The sequence below is a fragment of the Clostridium sp. AF22-10 genome, assembly GCF_003478725.1.
Taxonomy (GTDB): Bacteria; Bacillota; Clostridia; order Lachnospirales; family Lachnospiraceae; genus Otoolea; species Otoolea fessa.
In genome coordinates, this window is sequence record NZ_QUFZ01000007.1 from 132,713 (window position 1) to 151,939 (window position 19,227).

16 protein-coding genes and 2 pseudogenes are annotated in these 19,227 nt (G+C 47.8%); 3 read left to right on the forward strand and 15 right to left on the reverse strand.

The annotated features are described in order from the left end of the window. Positions 1–112: 112 nt before the first annotated feature. The 3 genes from DWX91_RS07095 to DWX91_RS07105 all read right to left on the reverse strand — a co-directional run bounded on the left by DWX91_RS07095 (position 113) and on the right by DWX91_RS07105 (position 3,049). The gene (locus DWX91_RS07095; protein ID WP_117796102.1) at positions 113–949 is read right to left on the reverse strand and encodes a 3-hydroxyacyl-CoA dehydrogenase NAD-binding domain-containing protein; all 837 of its coding nucleotides are present in this window, start codon (positions 947–949) and stop codon (positions 113–115) included. Positions 950–989: 40 nt separating this feature from the next. Beyond that, positions 990–1,766 (reverse strand): enoyl-CoA hydratase-related protein, encoded by a 777-nt coding sequence (locus DWX91_RS07100; protein WP_022358585.1) that lies wholly within the window; start codon positions 1,764–1,766, stop codon positions 990–992. Between the two features lie 101 nt (positions 1,767–1,867). After that, positions 1,868–3,049, reverse strand: coding sequence for an acetyl-CoA C-acetyltransferase (locus DWX91_RS07105; protein ID WP_022358586.1), 1,182 nt, complete (start codon positions 3,047–3,049; stop codon positions 1,868–1,870). A gap of 505 nt (positions 3,050–3,554) precedes the next feature. Here DWX91_RS07105 and DWX91_RS07110 point away from each other — a divergent pair. Then, the gene (locus DWX91_RS07110) at positions 3,555–4,898 is read left to right on the forward strand and encodes a butyryl-CoA:acetate CoA-transferase (protein WP_118472575.1); all 1,344 of its coding nucleotides are present in this window, start codon (positions 3,555–3,557) and stop codon (positions 4,896–4,898) included. 219 nt (positions 4,899–5,117) lie between these two features. Here the strand turns inward: DWX91_RS07110 and DWX91_RS07115 are convergent. The 5 genes and pseudogenes from DWX91_RS07115 to DWX91_RS07140 all read right to left on the reverse strand — a co-directional run bounded on the left by DWX91_RS07115 (position 5,118) and on the right by DWX91_RS07140 (position 11,843). Next, positions 5,118–6,796: pseudogene (locus DWX91_RS07115) on the reverse strand (DUF5722 domain-containing protein). A 286-nt stretch (positions 6,797–7,082) separates the two neighbouring features. Then, positions 7,083–9,086 (reverse strand): heavy metal translocating P-type ATPase, encoded by a 2,004-nt coding sequence (locus DWX91_RS07120; protein ID WP_118472624.1) that lies wholly within the window; start codon positions 9,084–9,086, stop codon positions 7,083–7,085. 169 nt (positions 9,087–9,255) lie between these two features. Further along, positions 9,256–9,474 (reverse strand): cation transporter, encoded by a 219-nt coding sequence (locus DWX91_RS07125; protein WP_022358590.1) that lies wholly within the window; start codon positions 9,472–9,474, stop codon positions 9,256–9,258. 127 nt (positions 9,475–9,601) lie between these two features. Then, positions 9,602–9,961, reverse strand: a complete 360-nt coding sequence (locus DWX91_RS07130) for an ArsR/SmtB family transcription factor (protein WP_022358591.1) — start codon at positions 9,959–9,961, stop codon at positions 9,602–9,604. Positions 9,962–10,673: 712 nt separating this feature from the next. Next, the gene (locus tag DWX91_RS07140; RefSeq protein ID WP_118472623.1) at positions 10,674–11,843 is read right to left on the reverse strand and encodes an iron-containing alcohol dehydrogenase; all 1,170 of its coding nucleotides are present in this window, start codon (positions 11,841–11,843) and stop codon (positions 10,674–10,676) included. A 716-nt stretch (positions 11,844–12,559) separates the two neighbouring features. Between DWX91_RS07140 and DWX91_RS07145 the strand changes: the two genes are divergently transcribed. Next, entirely contained in the window at positions 12,560–12,826 is a 267-nt protein-coding gene (locus DWX91_RS07145; protein WP_118472573.1) for an acyl carrier protein, read from the forward strand. Here the strand turns inward: DWX91_RS07145 and DWX91_RS07150 are convergent. The 4 genes and pseudogenes from DWX91_RS07150 to DWX91_RS07165 all read right to left on the reverse strand — a co-directional run. Beyond that, positions 12,823–13,047: pseudogene (locus DWX91_RS07150) on the reverse strand (SAM-dependent methyltransferase); the annotation flags it as partial. The gene DWX91_RS07145 and the pseudogene DWX91_RS07150 overlap by 4 nt on opposite strands. A gap of 45 nt (positions 13,048–13,092) precedes the next feature. After that, positions 13,093–13,557 (reverse strand): low molecular weight protein-tyrosine-phosphatase, encoded by a 465-nt coding sequence (locus tag DWX91_RS07155; RefSeq protein WP_118472572.1) that lies wholly within the window; start codon positions 13,555–13,557, stop codon positions 13,093–13,095. A 185-nt stretch (positions 13,558–13,742) separates the two neighbouring features. Beyond that, positions 13,743–14,942, reverse strand: a complete 1,200-nt coding sequence (locus DWX91_RS07160) for a site-specific integrase (protein WP_118538577.1) — start codon at positions 14,940–14,942, stop codon at positions 13,743–13,745. Positions 14,943–15,052: 110 nt separating this feature from the next. Next, positions 15,053–15,286 carry an excisionase gene (locus DWX91_RS07165; protein ID WP_016218019.1) on the reverse strand — a complete coding sequence of 78 codons (234 nt, stop codon included), beginning with the start codon at positions 15,284–15,286 and terminating at the stop codon, positions 15,053–15,055. Positions 15,287–15,301: 15 nt separating this feature from the next. Here DWX91_RS07165 and DWX91_RS07170 point away from each other — a divergent pair, with 15 nt between their 5' ends. Beyond that, the gene (locus tag DWX91_RS07170) at positions 15,302–15,499 is read left to right on the forward strand and encodes a tweety protein (protein WP_082868657.1); all 198 of its coding nucleotides are present in this window, start codon (positions 15,302–15,304) and stop codon (positions 15,497–15,499) included. 29 nt (positions 15,500–15,528) lie between these two features. Here the strand turns inward: DWX91_RS07170 and DWX91_RS07175 are convergent, their stop codons facing one another. From DWX91_RS07175 to mobQ, 3 genes are all read right to left on the reverse strand, one after another. Then, complete coding sequence (locus tag DWX91_RS07175; RefSeq protein ID WP_118538579.1) at positions 15,529–16,866, reverse strand: virulence-associated E family protein; 1,338 nt, start codon at positions 16,864–16,866, stop codon at positions 15,529–15,531. Further along, a complete protein-coding gene (locus DWX91_RS07180; protein WP_118472996.1) occupies positions 16,832–17,479 on the reverse strand; it encodes a CHC2 zinc finger domain-containing protein in 648 nt (215 codons plus the stop codon). The genes DWX91_RS07175 and DWX91_RS07180 overlap by 35 nt, the downstream gene beginning before the upstream one ends. A 64-nt stretch (positions 17,480–17,543) precedes the next feature. Then, positions 17,544–19,124 (reverse strand): MobQ family relaxase, encoded by a 1,581-nt coding sequence (gene mobQ, locus DWX91_RS07185; RefSeq protein ID WP_118472995.1) that lies wholly within the window; start codon positions 19,122–19,124, stop codon positions 17,544–17,546. Positions 19,125–19,227 lie beyond the last annotated feature (103 nt).

A 19,227-nucleotide genomic window follows, 5' to 3' on the forward strand; every position in this document is an offset into this window, starting at 1 on the left:
TTTTCTTATATACGCTTAAGAGGCGGCTTTAAGCGCCGCCCCGTTGCGGTTCTTAAAAATCTGGTACTCTATTATGTTTTCATCTGGTCAAGAAGCCAGACTTATGTACATATTAGTTGTACTTGTAGAAGCCTTCGCCAGACTTACGGCCAAGCTTGCCGCCGCGAACCATCTTTCTAAGAAGCGGCTGCGGACGGTACTTCGGGTCACCAGTCTCAGACTGAAGTACTTCCATGATAGCCAGAACAACGTCCAGACCTACCAGGTCGCCCAGTTCAAGCGGTCCCATCGGATGGTTAGCACCCAGCTTCATAGCGGTATCGATACCCTCTACAGAAGCCTCGCCCTCAGCGTAGATACCGATAGCTTCGTTGATCATCGGGATGAGGATACGGTTTACTACGAAACCAGCGCCCTCTTCTACCTGTACCGGGATCTTGCCGATCTCTTCAGAGATCTTCTTAACTTTGTCAACAATCTCTACCGGAGTGTTTAAGCCTGCGATAACCTCAACCAGCTTCATAACCGGAGCCGGGTTGAAGAAGTGCATACCGATAACCGGGCGGTCAAGACCTGCACCGATCTCAGTAATGGACAGAGAAGAGGTGTTGGTAGCGAATATGCAGTCTGCCTTGCAGATAGCGCCCAGCTCTTTGAAGGTCTGTTTTTTGATCTCCATGTTCTCGATTGCTGCCTCAACTACGAGATCGCAGTCGCTGCAGATAGTCTTAACGCCGGTATGGATTCTGGCAAGGATCTTGTCTGCATCCTCTTTTGCCATCTTTCCTTTTGCTACTCTCTTCTCAAAGTTCTTGGAAATTTTCAGTTTGCCGTTGGAAGCAAACTCTTCGTTAATATCACACAGGCATACTTCATATCCATCTACCTGGGCAAATGCCTGAGCAATTCCGGAACCCATGGTTCCTGCACCAATAATACCAACTTTCATGACAAATCCTCCTGAAATTATACAACTATAATTTAACTAACTATCTATTGTTAAACTGCTCCACTTTCCGTTTCTCAAGGAATGCTTGCATACCGTTCTTCTGATCTTCTGTCTCGAAGCATCCGCCAAACAGTTTTTCCTCGATCACGATAGCCTGATCCATATCAGTCTGAAGTCCGTCGTTCATCGCCTTCTTGCTGTTTCTGACAGCGATCGGAGCCATCTTTGCGATAGCGCCTGCCAGCTTCTTCGCAGCCGGCATCAGCTCTTCCTGTGTATAAACAGCATTTACAAGTCCGACACGGTATGCCTCATCCGCTTTGATGTTGCGGGACGCAAATACCATCTCTTTTGCCTTGCCCGGTCCGATGAGACGTGCGAGTCTCTGTGTACCGCCGAAGCCTGGTGTGATACCAAGACCTACTTCAGGCTGTCCGAATAATGCATTGTCCGAGCAGATACGGATATCACAGCTCATGGCAAGCTCATTGCCGCCGCCGAGTGCGAAACCGTTTACTGCCGCGATAACCGGAACCGGGAAAGTTTCGATCTTGCGGAAAATATCGTTGCCGAATTTACCGAAGTGCTCGCCCTGCTCCTTGGTCATCACGCTCATAGCAGCGATGTCAGCACCGGCTACGAAAGATTTCTCTCCTGCGCCGGTCAGGATAATTGCACGAATTTCGGAAAGGTCTACTGCATCAAATGCAGCTTCAATATCCTTCAGCACATCCTCGTTTAACGCGTTCAGTGCCTTCGGACGATTAATAGTTATGACTGCGACGTGTCCGTCTACCTCATAGTCTACAAATCCCACTTCCAGTTCCTCCTAAAAAGCTCTTGAATTGAAATACGTAAAACCAGAAACAGCCGGAGCGCCGGGGATAAGCCCCGACGACTCCGGTTCTGCGTCAGAAATTAGTCTCTCTCAACGATCGTTGCGCAGCCCATGCCGCCACCGATACACAGAGTAGCCAGACCCTTCTTAGCGTCACGTTTCTGCATCTCGTATAACAGAGTTGTCAGGATACGGCAGCCAGATGCTCCTACCGGATGTCCGATAGCGATTGCACCGCCGTTTACGTTCAGGATGTCTTTGTTGAAGCCAAGGTCACGAGCTACAGCGATAGACTGAGCTGCGAATGCCTCGTTTGCCTCGATCAGGTCGAAGTCTTCTACCTTCCAGCCTGTCTTCTTCAGAACTTTCTTGGTAGCTGCAACCGGTCCAATACCCATGATGCTCGGATCTACACCGCCCAGAGCGCCTGCTACCCATGTAGCCATCGGTTTGATACCCAGTTCTTTTGCTTTCTCTTCGCTCATAACAACTACAGCTGCTGCACCATCGTTGATGGAGGAAGCGTTACCAGCTGTTACACGTCCGTCTTTCTTGAATGCCGGACGAAGCTTGCCAAGAATCTCTACAGTGGAACCCGGACGCGGACCCTCATCGGTATCTACGATAACAGTCTCTTTTTTCTTCTTAACTTCGATCGGAACGATCTCGTCTTTGAAACGTCCAGCCTCGATAGCTGCGCAAGCCTTCTGCTGGCTAGCTGCTGCAAACTCATCGAGTTCTTCTCTTGTGATACCCCACTGATCGCAGATGTTCTCAGCGGTGATACCCATGTGGTAATCGTTGAATGCATCCCACAGAGCGTCATTTACCATGGTGTCGATCATGGTCGCATTGTTCATACGGTATCCGTAACGAGCCTTCATCAGAGCATACGGAGCTGCGGACATGTTCTCTGCACCACCAGCTACTACGATGTCAGCATCGCCTGCAAGGATCATATCTGCTGCTGCGTTTACAGCATTCAGACCAGAACCGCAAACCACGTTCAGGGTAACTGCCGGAACTTCTACCGGAAGACCAGCTTTCAGAGACATCTGACGTGCTACGTTCTGACCAAGGCCAGCCTGGATAACACATCCCATGTATACGTGATCAACCTGCTCCGGAGCAACGCCTGCTCTCTTCAGAGCCTCCTTGATAACTACGGCACCCATCTCAGCTGCTGGAACAGTACTGAGCTGGCCACCCATAGAACCTACTGCGGTACGGCATGCACTTGCAATTACGACTTTCTTAGACATTGAAAAAATCCTCCTTGAAAATGATCCACCACGTAAATAACACAACTGCAGTAAATAGTAAAATAGTGATAAATATGATAGTGTATTTGTATCTTAACACCCCACGCGGCTCCTGTCAAATAATTATCAATGGATTTATAAAGATTTAAGATTCTCATTTTTCCGCGTACAATCCACTTATTTCTACATCGTTCTGATCGCCTTTAGGCGGAATGCACAATTTTTTTCTTCCGTTTTCTCAATAAAAGTGGTCTTCTCTGGCATTATAACCAACGTGGTATTTTGTTTGTGAATTAATAGACAAAGTCATTCTTCTTCTATTTACATACACTTATATCTGTAATTCATAAATATGAATATGTCGTCATTTTCCCCTATTTTGTCCTCCGCCTCTTTCGTTGACAAGGGGTAGTGGAGATGATACACTGATAAACAACGGGGGATGTCCGAATCACGCATTTGTACGGACTTCTTCATATTATTAAAAAGGACAAGGTGAATAAGTATGGATTACAAGAAACTGTATGCAGAAAAGCTGGTTTCCGCTGAAAAAGCTGCTTCCGTCGTTAAATCTGGCGACTGGGTTGACTATGGCTGGACCACCGGCACTCCGGTAGCAGTCGATGCTGCTATCGCAAAACGTCTTCCGGAACTGGAGAATGTAAACTTCCGCGGCGGTATCCTGATGTGGGTACCGGAGATCTTCAAGATCGAAAACCCGGCAGCTCATATGACCTGGAACTCCTGGCACATGAGCGGTATCGAGAGAAAGGCAATCGCACAGGGATTCAGCTTCTATGCTCCGATCCGTTATTCCGAGCTTCCGAGATACTATCGTGAGTCCGCAACCAAACCGGATGTAGCTGTATTCCAGGTCGCTCCGATGGACGAGCACGGTTATTTCAACTTCGGACCAAATGCTTCCCATATGGCAGCCTGCTGCGAGACTTCCAAGGTTGTCATCGTAGAGGTCAATGAAAATATGCCGGTCTGCCTCGGCGGATTTGAGAACGGCGTTCATATCTCCAACGTAGACATGATCGTAGAGGGCAGCAACCCGACCATCGCAGAGATGGGAGGCGGCGCAGCAGCGACTGATGTCGATGAAGCAGTTGCAAAACTGATCGTAGACGAGATCCCGGATGGTGCCTGCTTACAGTTAGGTATCGGCGGTATGCCGAACGCAGTTGGTTCCCTGATTGCGAAATCTGACTTAAAGGATCTGGGTGTTCACACCGAGATGTACGTTGACGCATTCGTTGATATTGCCGCAGCCGGCAAGATCACAGGCGCTCACAAAGCACTGGACAAAGGCCGTCAGGTATACGCATTCGGCGCTGGTACCAAGAAACTGTATGACTACTTAAACAACAACCCGGCCTGCATGAGTGCTCCGGTTGATTACACCAACGACGTCCGCACCATCGCAGCCCTGGACAACTTCATGTCCATCAACAACGCGGTTGACCTCGACCTCTTCGGTCAGGTAAATGCAGAGTCCGCAGGAATCAAGCACATCAGCGGTGCAGGCGGACAGCTTGACTTCGTTCTGGGCGCTTACCTGTCCAAGGGCGGAAAGAGCTTCATCTGCTGCTCCTCCACCTTCAAGAACAAGGCTGGCGAGCTGCAGTCCCGTATTCTCCCGACTTTAAATCAGGGTTCCATCGTAACCGATACACGTGCAAACCTGCACTACCTGGTAACTGAGTACGGTAAAGTAAACTTAAAGGGTCTTGCAACCTGGCAGAAATGCGAGGCTATCATCTCCGTTGCACATCCGCAGTTCCGCGATCAGCTGATTAAGGAAGCTGAGAAGATGCATATCTGGAGACAGAGCAATAAGATCTGATAAGGACTCAAGATCTGATAAAATCGGCAGAATTCGGAGACAAAATCCAGCAAACCATCTATGGTATCTGAAACTCCCGGTTCTCCGATACACCAGATACGTTTATTTTCTAAAAAAAGTGCTTTTCCTCTCAAGAAATTTTCTTCGAGAAGAAAGGCACTTTTTTATTTATACTTTTTTCTTATAGTTTTTGTTCTACAAGTCTCTGTCTACCATCCGCTACTGTTCCAGAGACTTCCACCGGAAGTTCGGAATCACATCCGACCACTTATTAATTCCGATGATTGATTTTGCAAAATTCGAAGTTTCCAGCGTGTATCTCTTCTGATCAATGTCGTGGAAAACTCTCCAGAGCTTTCGATCCTTTACCGCTACAATCTCATTGCCCTGATTCATATCACAGGACCACAGACCGAAGCTTAAGCCTGCCCTTACCTCTGACGGCGCATCGACCTGACGACTCAGAATGTACGCGTCGATATACGGGTTACTGTCCACGATATAGTAAGAATATGCAAATGCTGCCGCCTGGATATCCGACACATCGCCGCGCGTCAGACTCTGTGCAGTAAATCCTTCCTCCGTCAGAATGACATGGCGCACCTCGCCAGATGCTGTCTTCATCGAATCCTGATTCAGATAATCGGTCAGTACATGCAGGTTTGCAAAGTTGACAACCGGTGAATCTGCACTCTCGGTTACCAGCCCCGTTGCCGGATCATCCCAGAATTCCGGTTCCGTCATCGGGTACGGATACGGATGGTAGGCAATGCCCCAGTCCATCTGGCCTTCCGTTACTGCCAAGCGTTAAACGTATCAACAATGCCTTTGCCCGTATAATGCACCTGATCGTTCAGGTTCTCATACGGAGCTCCCCACCAGAAATCAAGTGAAAAATAAACCCGGTCATTCGCGCTTGTGCTCTTGATCGCCGTGTAGAACGTGCGGAATGCCTGCTGATACGTGGATACATATGTATTCAAATCTGCCGGTCCCATGTAGTTCCAAATCTGGTTGTTGATCTCATTGCCCAGAATCCAGTTGGAAATCTTCGCATAATTTGAATTATGATTCTTGCCGCTGTAACGATCCGCCAAAAACGCGAAGATCGCACGCGTTGTCTCAAATCCTTCCTGTGTCTTCGTGTTAAACATATAATAATTGGCGCTCGAAGATTTCGCAGTTCCCGCATGAACCAGTTCCGGGTGCGCGTCATTCCAGTCATTTAAAACGATCGCCGTCACGGATATATCTTTTCCGACATATGTACTGATCACCTTGTCATAATTTTCAACCACCGACTTATTAAAATGATACGTTTTTCCATCGTACTCATAATCAATGCCACTTCCTAAAAACTGGGAAAATGCGATATTGACCGCCACATGTTTGACACCCAGTGTAAATGCATCGTTGAGCATATTTAACTGGATATTCAAGCCCTTTTTCGTCAGCGGCGTCTTAAACGCATCCTGATTGGATGCAACCACCTCCGGATTTGTGATATAATGTGCCACGCCAACTGCCGTAAATGTAGTTCCGTCAAACACTGCCGGAACAAACCGGCTGTAAAGGCGGTCCTGGGCAGTTCCCTTGTTTAAAGGAATCGAGACGGTCCTCGTTTCCCCTGCGCCTACGCTGCTGACATAATCAGTCCGGCTTCCAATCTCCGACTCATACGGCCGCAATTCAAACAGATAAATCTTTCCGTCCGTCCCCGTTGTATCACCGTTGCTTGAAAGTGAAATATCCACTGTATTCTGCCCCGAACCAATCAGACAGGAGCCGATCGAAGCGGTTATCTGAAACGTCTGCGCCGCCAGTGCTGTGAACGCAGCCGCCACACTCAGGCAGACCGCTGCAGCCAGGACAAGCGCCGTTTTCATCCATTTTTTCATCCTGTTCCTTCCTTTCCGTCTAATATCCTATGGTATTTGATCATACTTCATTCTTCCGTCAGATTCAATTACTATTTTATTAAGGATTATTACAACTATTTTGGAAATCCTGTATGATTCCCAGCATTTTATCTTTTCCAAGCCTTGATTTCTTTCTTATTCCTATTCTTTTACCACTTGCAAATATTGGTTTTATATATAAATCCCTTAGAGCCGCAAGTTTAAAAAGCTACAGTTTCCGGAACCATCAAGTATTCCTTCCGCCATAGCTTTTTGATATTACCGATTATTTAGTTCTTAATGCCCTCATCGCATTTAAAATTGCAATGACGGAAACACCGACGTCCGCAAACACGGCTTCCCACATATTAGCCACTCCAGCCGCGCCCATCAGAAGCACAACCGCCTTAACCGCCAGGGCAAACACGATATTCTGGTGCGCGATTGCCATTGTCTTGCGTCCGATTTTAACCACACCTGCAATCTTCGCCGGGTTATCATCCATCAGGACAATGTCCGCCGCCTCGATCGCCGCGTCACTTCCCATGCTTCCCATTGCAATACCGACATCTGCGCGGGAGAGAACCGGTGCATCGTTGATGCCGTCGCCGACAAATGCCAGCTTCCGCTTTCCGGTCATCTCCGCCAGCATCTCCTCGACCTTCTGCACCTTATCCGCCGGAAGCAGCTCCGTGTACGCCTGATCGATGCCAACCTTCGCAGCCACCGCCTCTCCGACCGCTTTCCGGTCGCCCGTCAGCATAACAGTACGGCGGATTCCAGCCGCCTTCAGTCCACGGATCGCATCCTCCGTCTCCGGCTTGATCGTATCGGCAATCAGGATACTTCCGGCAAATTTTCCGTCCTTTGCCAGATAAATCACAGTGCCGATGCCGTCGCATTCCTGATACGGTATATTTTTACTCTTCATCAGGCGTCCATTACCCGCCAGAACTATGTGACCGTCGATCGTTGTCTCGATACCATGACCGGAAATCTCGTTGGTTTCACCGATGCGGGTTAAGTCGATCAGGGGTTTGCGTACCACTCCCTGCACACCCTCTTTGGACTGCACCTCTTTTATTGTGTCATTGTCAGTATCCAGAACGATTTCTGCTGTTCCCGCATTCGCCTTTTGAGTTTCTGCTTCTGCCAAACTGCCTTTTCTCTCACGATACGCCTCCCGTATCGATTCCGCGATCGGATGCGTCGAATAATTCTCGGCATACGCCGCCAGCTCCAGAAGCTCATCCTCACTGATTCCCGCCGGATGCAGCTCCGTCACTTTAAACTCGCCCTTCGTCAGGGTGCCTGTCTTATCAAATACAACCGTATCCAGCTCCGAAACTGCCTCCAGATAATTGCTTCCCTTGACTAACACACCGATGCGGGATGCAGCACCAATGCCGCCAAAGAAGCTAAGCGGAACCGAAATCACCAGCGCACACGGGCAGGAAATTACCAGGAAAATACAAGCTCTCTGAATCCACTCGCCAAATTCTCCGCCCAGCACAATCGGCGGCACAAATGCCAAAGCAACCGCCGCGATCACGACCACCGGCGTATAATATCTGGCAAACCGGGTGATAAAGTTCTCCACCTTCGCCTTCTTGCTGCTGGCATTCTCCACCAGCTCCAGAATCCGCGCCACCGTCGAATCATCAAATTCTTTCGTCACGCGCACCCGCAGAAGCCCGCTGCCATTGACACATCCGCTGATGATTTCATCCCCGGCTGCCGCACGGCGCGGTACCGATTCACCAGTCAGCGCCGAGGTATCGATCATCGATTCACCCTCTACCACCACGCCATCCAGCGGAATCCGCTCTCCCGGCTGTACCACGATGATGTCATCCACTTCCACATCATCCGGATCGACCTGCTCTATCTGTCCATCTTTTTCAATATTGGCATATTCCGGGCAGATATTCATGAGATCGCTGATCGACTGGCGCGAACGGTTGACCGCATAACTCTGAAACAGCTCGCCAACCTGATAGAACAGCATAACCGCAACCGCCTCAGAAAACTCGCCCACACCGAACGCCCCGAACGTCGCTACTGTCATGAGGAAATTCTCATCAAACACCTGACCATTTTTAATCCCCCGGAACGCCTTGTATACAATATCCCATCCAATAATCAGATACGGAATTAAAAATACGACTAACTCTGTCCACGGCTGCGGCATTCCGGCAAATACATTCATTTTTTTCGCTGCTGCCGCCGCGATATATACGATTGCCGCCGCGACGATCCGCTTCAGCATCGTTTTCTGCTTCTGATTCATAAAGCCTCCCTTCATTCTGGAAACACGTTCCCTGAAAAAAAAGATATAGGAAAATGTGCCGGCACAGCTCATTTGCCTATATCTTTTTACTTTGCCCTTCTGTGCATTACACAATCTGATTTTATTCTTTTAAAAAGCAGCTTTTGATCCGATTATTCCTTTTCCAATTTTACATATTAATAATGCAGTCCGGTTCCACCTTCTTGCACACTTCTACAACCTCTTTCATGATCTCGTCGAAACGTGCGTCATCCGCATCGATCGTCATTTTCTGCATCATAAAACTGACACTCGCATCATTGACTCCATCCAGCTTCTTGATCGCATCCTCCATCTTTGCTGCACAGTTTGCACAATCCAGATCAGTTAATTTAAATTTCTTCTTCATGATAATCCTCCTCTTTTTATTGAGTTATAAATTTTTAATGTTTGCTTTCCGAGACCTGCAATTTTTTCTTTACAGATAGCACCGCTTTCACATTCATTCAATCCATTATCATCATTCAAGGAACGTGCTATTCTTTAATATGCTCAAAGCCCTGGTTGATAATCCGGTAAACATGGTCGTCTGCCAGCGAATAGAACACCGACTTTCCGTCCCGGCGGCTCTTGACAAGCTGCGACTGCTTGAGAATCCGAAGCTGATGCGAAATCGCCGACTGCGTCATATTAAGCAGCTGTGCAATGTCGCAGACACACATCTCCGACTCAAACAGCACAAACAAAATCCGGATCCGCGTCGAATCACCAAATACCTTAAACAGCTCCGCCAGATCATACAAATCATCGTCATCCGGCAGCATTCCCCGGACCGACTGCACAACCTCATCGTGAACAGCACACTCCTCACAGCACTCTACATCATGAATTGCCATCCAATTTCTCCCTTCATGCTACGCGTTTCTGCCCTGCTTCACTGCTTCTTTCGTGAAAGCAGTCTGCAGGATTTTATCAAGATTTCTTTGAAATATTTTTCTTTATATGAATCATTGTTCATATGTTCATTATATGAATGTAACTGGGAAATGTCAAGAAATATTTGTGGGAATTTAAAAGGAGTAAATGAAATGTTTTCTCAATTATAAAATGCTGCAAAAAAGACTGTTCATACAGACAAAATCCACTAAGTAATGCGCGTAAATGTGCTTCTTTCTGCCCGGATTACAGATGATACTCTGTAATCCTGCACAGTTCAAATATCTATTCTCTACATCCTATGCTTTTTTGTCTATTTATGAACAGTCCGTTCTTTTTTATTCATTATTATATATCTTTTGCAGTTTATTTTTTTGACACTGCTTGAGCTATATTATCCATTGGTTATCCATCGTCTGATGATCTTTTGCCTCTTTCTGCAACCCCGACTTAGACTTCTAATAGAATCTCTCCTCGCCCGGAATCGCATCCAAATGTTCCTGCCATTTCTCAGCCGGTACATCATGAACCGATACCGTCACAACCTTCGGATCCTTCTTTAATTCTTCTGATACCAGCGTTCTGACCTTCTCAGCCAGCGCTGCCTTCTCTTCCCGGCTCCGTCCCGGTACATAGATATTGCAATGTGTGGCATGATTTTCCTCCTTTGTACTAATAGCACTCTTCCAAAATATCCAAGATTTCCGCGTGCGTCAGCTGCCGATACCCGCCGTCATTACGGATACATGAATCAGCAATCGTTTTCAGCAGGCTCTGATCTGTGATCCCCAGTTCCCGCAGCGTCCCCGGCAAACCAATCTCATGAATAAACGCCTGCAATGCATCAATTCCGCCAAATGCCAGTTCTTCCTCATCGCCGCCATCTGGTGACATTCCCCAGACATTTACGGCAAATTTCACAAATTTCTTGATGCCGTCCCGGCAAATTCGACGATAATACGCCGGATGGAGCACGCCAAGTCCCATGCCGTGGTTGCAGTCCGTGTAAGCCCCCATCTGATGTTCAATCATATGCGCCTCAAAATCACACTGTTTTCCTAATTTGATAATGCCAATCTCCGCCATCGTGGACGCCCACATCAGGTTGCTGCGCGCCTCATAATTTTCCGGTTCCCGGATCGCCACCGGCAGGTTCGCAATAATACTCCGCATCAACGCCTCCGAGATCGCATCCGAAAGATTATCCTCATCCGGTGCACTGAAATATGTCTCCATCACATGGCTGAGCATATCAAAACCGCCCGCTGCCGTCTGGAGTGGAGAAACCGTGTAGGTATATTTCGGGTCCATCATCGCAAACACCGGATTGCAGCGCGGATAATTCCGGCTCGTCTTAATTTTCTGTTCCTCATGGGTGATTACACCCTCGCCATTGACCTCGCTTCCAGTGCCGACCACGGTCACAATCACGCCCACCGGAACCGGCTCAAAATCAATCTCGCCCTTTTTGATCCAGTATTCCTCCCAGACGTCCTTGTCCGTCGCAGCCGCCATTGAGATCGCCTTGCTGCAGTCCATGACCGAACCGCCGCCCACTGCCAGAATCAGATCTACCTGATTTTCCTGTACGACTTTTTTCCCTTCCATCACCTTGCTGTAGGTCGGATTCGGCATGATGCCTGAAAATTCTATCACCTGTTTTCCAGCCAGCTTTAAGACATCCATCACTTCCTGATAAATGCCATTCGTCTTGATCGAGCCGCCGCCATATGCCAGCATCACCGTTTCCCCATACGGCTTCACCGCCTCCAGCAGGTGCTCTTTCACACAGCCTCCGCCAAAATAAATCTTTGTCGCATTTTCAAATGTAAACGCCCGCATCGTTCCCTGTCCTTTCTGAACCCGTTCCGGCAAATGCTTTTGCATCCGCCTGATGTTCTGCCTTCTTCTTTGTAGATATGTTTTTTTGAATCTTTATTTTGATTATTTTTCTCCTTTATCTCAGATTCATCAAATGTTCAGCTATAACTCACGCTAGATTTGACAAGTTCTCTGTAAGTGTTCATATTATATCACGATTCGCATCTTCGATGCTTACCGCTGCTGACGCAGCTATCGTGATCGCCATTCGCCGTTCGCCATAAATCTACAAGCAGCTCTCTGGCTCACTTGCGCTCATTATATCATATTACCTTTTTACATTCTATCTTTTTCAGAAATTTCACGCATATATTTTCATTTTTATGAATAAAGTTGCACAAACTTATATCTGCGTGTCATTTTTATTCCCCCATCCACTTCCAAAATATTTTCCGAAATTTATGATTTCTTCACATTCCGAACATACTTTTATCACATTTTTTCGATATAGTAATACGCGTAAAGGCAAAAGACCTTTCATAATATACTTTTTCATACCTACGCCGACAGGAGTCCGTTCCTGTCGGCTCCTCCTATTTTAAGGGATATATCTACTCAAGCGGGCAGTTTCATGATAAAATAAACACACAAATAGAATCATCTCTCAAACACAGATTCTATGTTAAATTTACAATAAAAATAGCTGCATGAATCACATATATTAGGAGGAACTTCTCATGAAACACGAACTGACGCAGGAAGAAATCCTGGTTGAAATAAAAGACATTCTATCAGAATACGTAGAAATCACCCGCCCGCTGACACCGGCTGACCGCCTGATCGACGATCTGGGGCTGGATTCATTTTTGATCGTATACTTTATCACAGAGATCGAAGACTGCTTCGAGATCGATATTCCGGAAACGGATTTTATCGAGTTTGTCACGGTCAGGGATCTCTGCGAACGGATTCAGCTGGAAATAAAAAAGCACTCCACTTATTAATACCAGCGTGTCATCGGCAAGTCATTATTAATTCCTTTTGTAAATAAAATCTGGTGCAGACGCAGATTTTCCATATCCAGGATATAAAATCCATCTGCTGAACCACAAGAAATCATTTCCCAGAGACTTAGAACCATTACGCCCGGGAAAATATATTTTTTAATCCACGAATCGCCCGGATGTTCCTCCAGCACACTGATAAATTGCAGCAGAAACAGTCCGTTCCTTCCATCTTAACCTGAAATGGATACTCATCAAACTTTTGGTTATATCTGTCCCTGTTCTTTCAGATATGCCAGAAAACCCACACAGCCCTCCAGAACATCTTCATACGTCGCGTCAAAATCACCCGTATACCACGGATCTGCGATGTCACGGTCTGAACCTGCAAATGTGAGGAATTTATATATTTTCCCCTCCGGATCGCCTTTCAGCATCCGGTTTAAATTTCGGATATTGGCACTGTCCATACCTATGATATAATCAAATTTCTCATAATCCGCCCACGTCACCTGCCGCGCCCGGTGCGGCACCAGAGGAATTCCAACCTTCCTCAGCTTATTCACCGTCCCCCGGTGCGGTGGATTGCCGATTTCTTCGGTGCTTGTAGCGGCGCTGTCGATAAGGAAGTGGGCGGAAAGCCCTTGGGATGCGACTTTGTGGGTGAAGACACTTTGGGCTAGGGTGGAACGGCAGATGTTGCCGTGGCAAACAAATAATACTTTAATCATCTTTTTATATCTCCATTTAAATCTTGTATTTCTTCTCAAACGCTTGATATTTCAGGGTTTTCCGACTTTTGAGTTTTCCTTTCTTTTCAAGGTATCTTCTCAAATCTTCTCGTATTTTCTTGTGTTTTTCCCTGCAATCTTGGTAAATCCGTTGGTAAAGCAAGCGTCCTTACCAACGGGCTTTTTTAACTATTCGCTATCCGATATACTTCTTCCTTTGCATCATCAAAATTCACATGGGTGTAAGTGTTCAAGGTTACACTGATGTCTGCGTGACCCATGATATACTGCAAGGTTTTCGGATTCATCCCGGATTTTGCCATATTAGAGCAAAAGGTGTGCCTGCATACATGAGGGGTAACTTTCGGCATCTGGATACGGTAAATCCTGTTGTATTTCTGAATGATATGCTCCATGTACTTCTCCCAGTGAAGGGCAACCATCGGCATATCGTTTTTATCCAAAAATAAAAATCCAGCGTATCCTTCCACCATCGGTTCAACTTTTGGTGTCTTTCGGTTGGCAATAATTCTGCGAAAACACGCTGCGACAGCTTCCGTCATCGGCACATAGCGAATACCTTTGTCAGTTTTTGGTTCTTCAATTACATACTGCATCTGTGCAGTACGCTGTAACTGATGGTCTACCTTAATACGCATTTCTCCAAACTCAATCTCCGAAATCGTCAGCCCACAGAACTCTGAAATACGAAGCCCTGTGTGAAAAAGAATATAGATTGCATCATAGTATCTGCTGAAATGCTTATCCTCCTGAATAAACTTCAGCAAATCTCTCTGCTGCTTTCGGGTAATCGCTTCTCTGGTAACAGAATCATTAACAATGACGGATGCCAGCTCAAATTCAAATGGATTTTTGCGAAGCAGGTCATCATCTACTGCCATCTGAAATGCTGGTCTGAGAACTCCCCGGATCGAATGAATGGAACTGTATCCTCGTCCATCAATTTGTTGGAGCTTAATCAACCATGCCTTTGCGTCTGACAAACGCACCTTATCAATTCGCAGATTCCCAAAACTCTCTTTTTTCAGCATATTGATGACCGTTTTATATCCGGCAACCGTATTGTGACGAACTCCTGTTTTCAATGAAACATACTTTTCTACCAGTTCCAAAACAGTATAGTTGCCACCGTTGGTTACGATACAGTCAAACAAATCCGCTTCAATCTGTTTTTCTTTCTCACGCAGGGAAGGCTCCCGCTTCTTCCCTTTTGGCATTGGGTCATTCTTGTCCAAACGCCAACTATATACATTTTTCTCTTTTCCGTCCTCATCAATATAGCGGAACCGATACCTCCCATCTTTACGCTGGTACTCGCCCTCTCGCAAAATCCGATTACGGTTATCTCGTCTTTTCTCACTCATCGTGAACTCTCCTTTCAAAAAAGAGAGCCAGACTTGCGCTCTTATCATAGCACAAATCCAGCTCTCCGCATAGTTATATCATGTGAAATCGGTAAATCTGTCAGCTCTGTTTACACAGCAGTAGCCTGATCCAGATACCTCTCAAATTTCTCACGCTTAATGAGGGCACGATTGCCGTTCATCACATAAAAATCCTCATTGGGATGTGTGTCAATAAGCGTTCTCAATTTTCCTTCGCCGATATGATAATATCTGGCTGCTTCCTCAATGGTAAGCGTATATCTACGCCACACCGGAATATCCGAGTAATTTTTTCCTTCAATATTCATCTTATTATTCGCCATAGGCAGTTATCCTCCATGCATGAAAATAGCCAGACAGAGGGTGTCGGCAACGAAGTCCGGCAACGGGCTTCAAAAGACCTTGCAAACAATCTCAATCTGGCGATGGTTACTATTTATACTTTTCTTTTATTTTTCTGTTGTTTTGGTTGTTATAAGGGAGAAAAGCCCGGAAATAAGGGGTTTTTCCCGGCAACCGGCTCGGCAACGGGATAGCAACAGGGGGGGGCAACGGGCTGTCATTTTCAGAATGGAAGCTCCATCTGTTCTGTGACCTCCACAAAACCGTCCATCGTTTTTTCAGACGGGTTGCCGGAGTCCGTTGCCGGGTTTTCATGCACCCAGCCCTTTTGTCTGCCATATTCGGAAAACATTCTTGGGTTTGGGAAGTAGCGCCAGCCGGAAATGCACTGGTTCATAATCTCGTTGATTTCCCGGATTTCCCATTGCTTCGGCTCGTCAAAAGCATGGTTCAAGGCTTCCTTATAGAGCTGCTTGGAACAGACCATGCTCCCGGTGTACTTATCAAGATACGCCTGTATCATTCCGGCTTTGGTGTCCTCCGGCATAAAATCCCGCTGGTGTTCTTTGAGATACCGCTGCATGGCGGGGCTGAAAGCCAGCTTGAACCTGCCGCTTCGGTAAATCTCCATCGCTTCTGCCCACATCTGCTCGATATAGGCTCTGGAAGCAGCTTCGTCCTCCAAAATGTGAACCTCGGCTTGCTCCGGGTACACCATGACCGGGATAAAGCGGCGGTTGCCGGAACGATCAAGGGGCAGGAAGTCAAGGGCATTGGAAGTGCCGCCAAACACGCACTGACGGGGGCGGTCTGCCGGGTGGGTTTCATAAGGTATCTTGTAAACCTCTTTCTGCCGGCTTAAAAACGACTTGATTTCCTCAATGCTCTTGGCGTTGGCGGTTGCCATCATTTCCGACATTTCGATAATCCAGTGACCTTGCAGCTTGCGGTACACATTGTCATCGTCCAGCTTCCGCAAATCATCGGAGAACCACTCGTCCCGGACTGCCAGCAGACGGAAGAAGGTGGACTTGCCAGCCCCCTGACCGCCGACCAGACAGAGCATGATTTCAAACTTGCACCCCGGCTGAAAGGCTCGTGAGATTGCACCCAGCAGGAACAGCTTCAACGCTTCATAGGTGTAATCGTCTGCGTCAGCCCCCAGAAAGTGCCGCAGACAGAAACGGATTCGTTCTGTCCCGTCCCACACAAGGGCACTTAGGTAGTCCCGGATGGGATGGTACTTGTTTTCATTCGCCACAATCCCGATGGCGTTATCAATCTTTTTCTCATTGGTAAGCCCGTAGGTTTCTTCCAGATAGAGAAGCAGATACTTCATGTCCGTATCGTTCAGGGCGGTGCTTTCTCTGTGGAAGCCGATGGGCTTTATGATGTCCTTTCGGTCAGTTAGGATGTTGTATGCGATAGCCCCGGAAAGCAGCGGGTCACGCTGGAATACGGTCAGACAGTTCCGTATGCTCTGACGGACACCGCCTTTCTCGGTGGTTTCCAGCCCCGCCTTGATTTCAGGGGCGCTCTGGGGCGGCTGCATGGCATTCATGGTGTTTTTTAGTTCTTGTTGCGTCTGTAGCTGCAAGCTCTGCCATTCGCTGTTCAAGCTGTATCACATCCTTTCCGTAGTCCGTAATCAAAGCTGCTTTTTCCTCTGTTTCCCCGAACAGCAGCACATCCAGCAGATATTCCACTTGGGCTTGCTTCTGCAAGGCTTCCACAAACCGGGGATGAAAGGCTTCCTCCGGGGAGTGCGGTACATATTCCTTTCTCCATGCCCGAAGCAGGTGGAGATAATCGGCAAGGATACGGAAGCAGCGGTTTTTTGCTTCCTGAAACTGTTCCTCCGGGGATTTCTGCCGGGGCTTGGGCTTTTTTGCCTTTCCCGGCGGTTTCCAGTCCTCATAGGAAAGCCCGAAGTCCTGTGCCAGTTGTACGGCGGCTTCTTTCTTTCCCAGCCCATACAGGGCGGCGGCAAAATCAATCACATCCCCATCCGCACCGCAGCCGAAGCAGTGGTAACGCCGATCCAGCTTCATGCTTGGGGTTTTATCGTGATGGAACGGGCAGCAAGCCATCCCGTTCCGCCCTGCATGGATTCCATAATGCTCCGCAGCCTGTCTGGTTGTGACGGACTGCTTCACAGCTTCAAATACATTCAAATCTATCCCTCCTTAAAAAGAAAAAAGCACCTGACATTCTCTGATTGAAAATGGCAAGTGCCTGTTAAAGTTCCATATCCTGTTGTCTGTGTTTCGCCTGTGCCGGGGCGTTTCTTTGTTCTTTTTTCTCGTCTGCCTTATCCTGCAAGACTTCTTTGATGGGCTGTTTCTTGGGCGGCTCTTTGCTTTCTTCTGTGCCGGGTGTTGCTTTCCGTACCCAGTAGCGGATGTCCCGCAGTTTCCTCAAATCAGCCTGCACCTCGGTCAGCGGTGTTTTCAGGGCTGCGATTTCTTCCAGAAGCGTTTCCTGCTCCTGTTGCAGCTTCTTTTGGGTGCGGTCCTTATCGTCTGGGTGCTTGGCAAGGTAGGCAGTGGCTTTCTCATACCGGGCAACCTCCGGGTGTTCCTGCTTGAATTTCTCCTTTGTTTTCTTAAAAAATATTTTCTGGTACTTTTCATAAACAGGCTTACATTCCTTGCAGGCTGTCCGGCTGGCAAGAATCCCGTCAATCACTTTGCTGCGGGCTTCCTTTGGCTTCATCTGATTGCGGTAACCTGCGGCTGATTTCCCGGATGCTTCCAGAAATGCTTCTAAGTCCTTCACAGTGGAAAGCTCCTTTTGCCGGAGATAGGACAAGGCTTCGCTGACTGCTTTTAAGTCCTGTGAAGTCCCCCGGTTCTGTCCAGCCCTCGTCCAGTCCTTCCGTTCTTCCTTTCGTATCTCCATGTACTTCATCAGCAGATTGGGAAGAAGTGTCGCTTCCTCCGCCTCTTTTTGTGCAAGCAGTTCTTTCCGTTTTTCGCCCAGCTCGGTAATCCAGCCTTTGAGGTTTTGGATAAGCTGCCGGATGGACTTCATCAGGCGGTTGGCGGCTCTGATTTCCCGGTTCAGGTTGCCGATATTCGTCTGGATACCACGCTTTTCCATCTGCCGGACAGCAGCACCCTCATGGACAGTGGGGATAATATCAAGCCCCTGTCTGGCATAGGAACGCAAGTCCACACGCTCCGGGCGGTCATTGGCTTCCAGATAGCGGTTCTGGATGACCTCCCATTCATGCCGCCAAATTTCACAATACTTCTGGTCGTTCCAGTCAACCGTATCCTCCTTGTGGCTTTTCCACCTGCCGGACGAAAGTTTCATCCGTTCCCCATTTTCATCAAGGTCATAAACCTTGCGGCTCTTGGGAAGCCATTTTCCATGTTCGTCCATTGCCCTCATAGTGAGCAGGACATGGGCGTGGGGGTTGTGTCCCGGTGGATGGGGGTCATGGATGGCAAAGTCAGCAATCATGCCTTTGGAAACAAACTGCTGTTCACAAAACTCCCTGACAAGGACAGCGTACTGGTCGGGTGGTATCTCTCTTGGGATGGTAAGCACCCACCTCCTTGCAAGCTGGGAGTTCCATTGCTTTTCCATCGCTTCGGCGGCGTTCCATAGGGTATTGCGGTCTGCATACGACCGTGGGGCATTTGCCGGGAGCAGGATTTCATTGTGGACGATGCCACGCTTTTCCGGGTAGTGCTTCACTTGCTGGTCGTATTCACAGAACAGCTTTTCGCCACTCTGGTAAGCAGCGGCGGCAACCGCAGACTGTCGCTGGCTGCGCTGCACAATCGTGATTTCATTGTGTGGACAGGGCATTTCGTGTCCCTCCTTTCTACGCTTGGTGGATGGGGTGGCGTTTTACCACCTCATTTTGGGCAGAAAAAAAGCAGGAGACCTTTTTCAGATTTCCTGCTCGGTG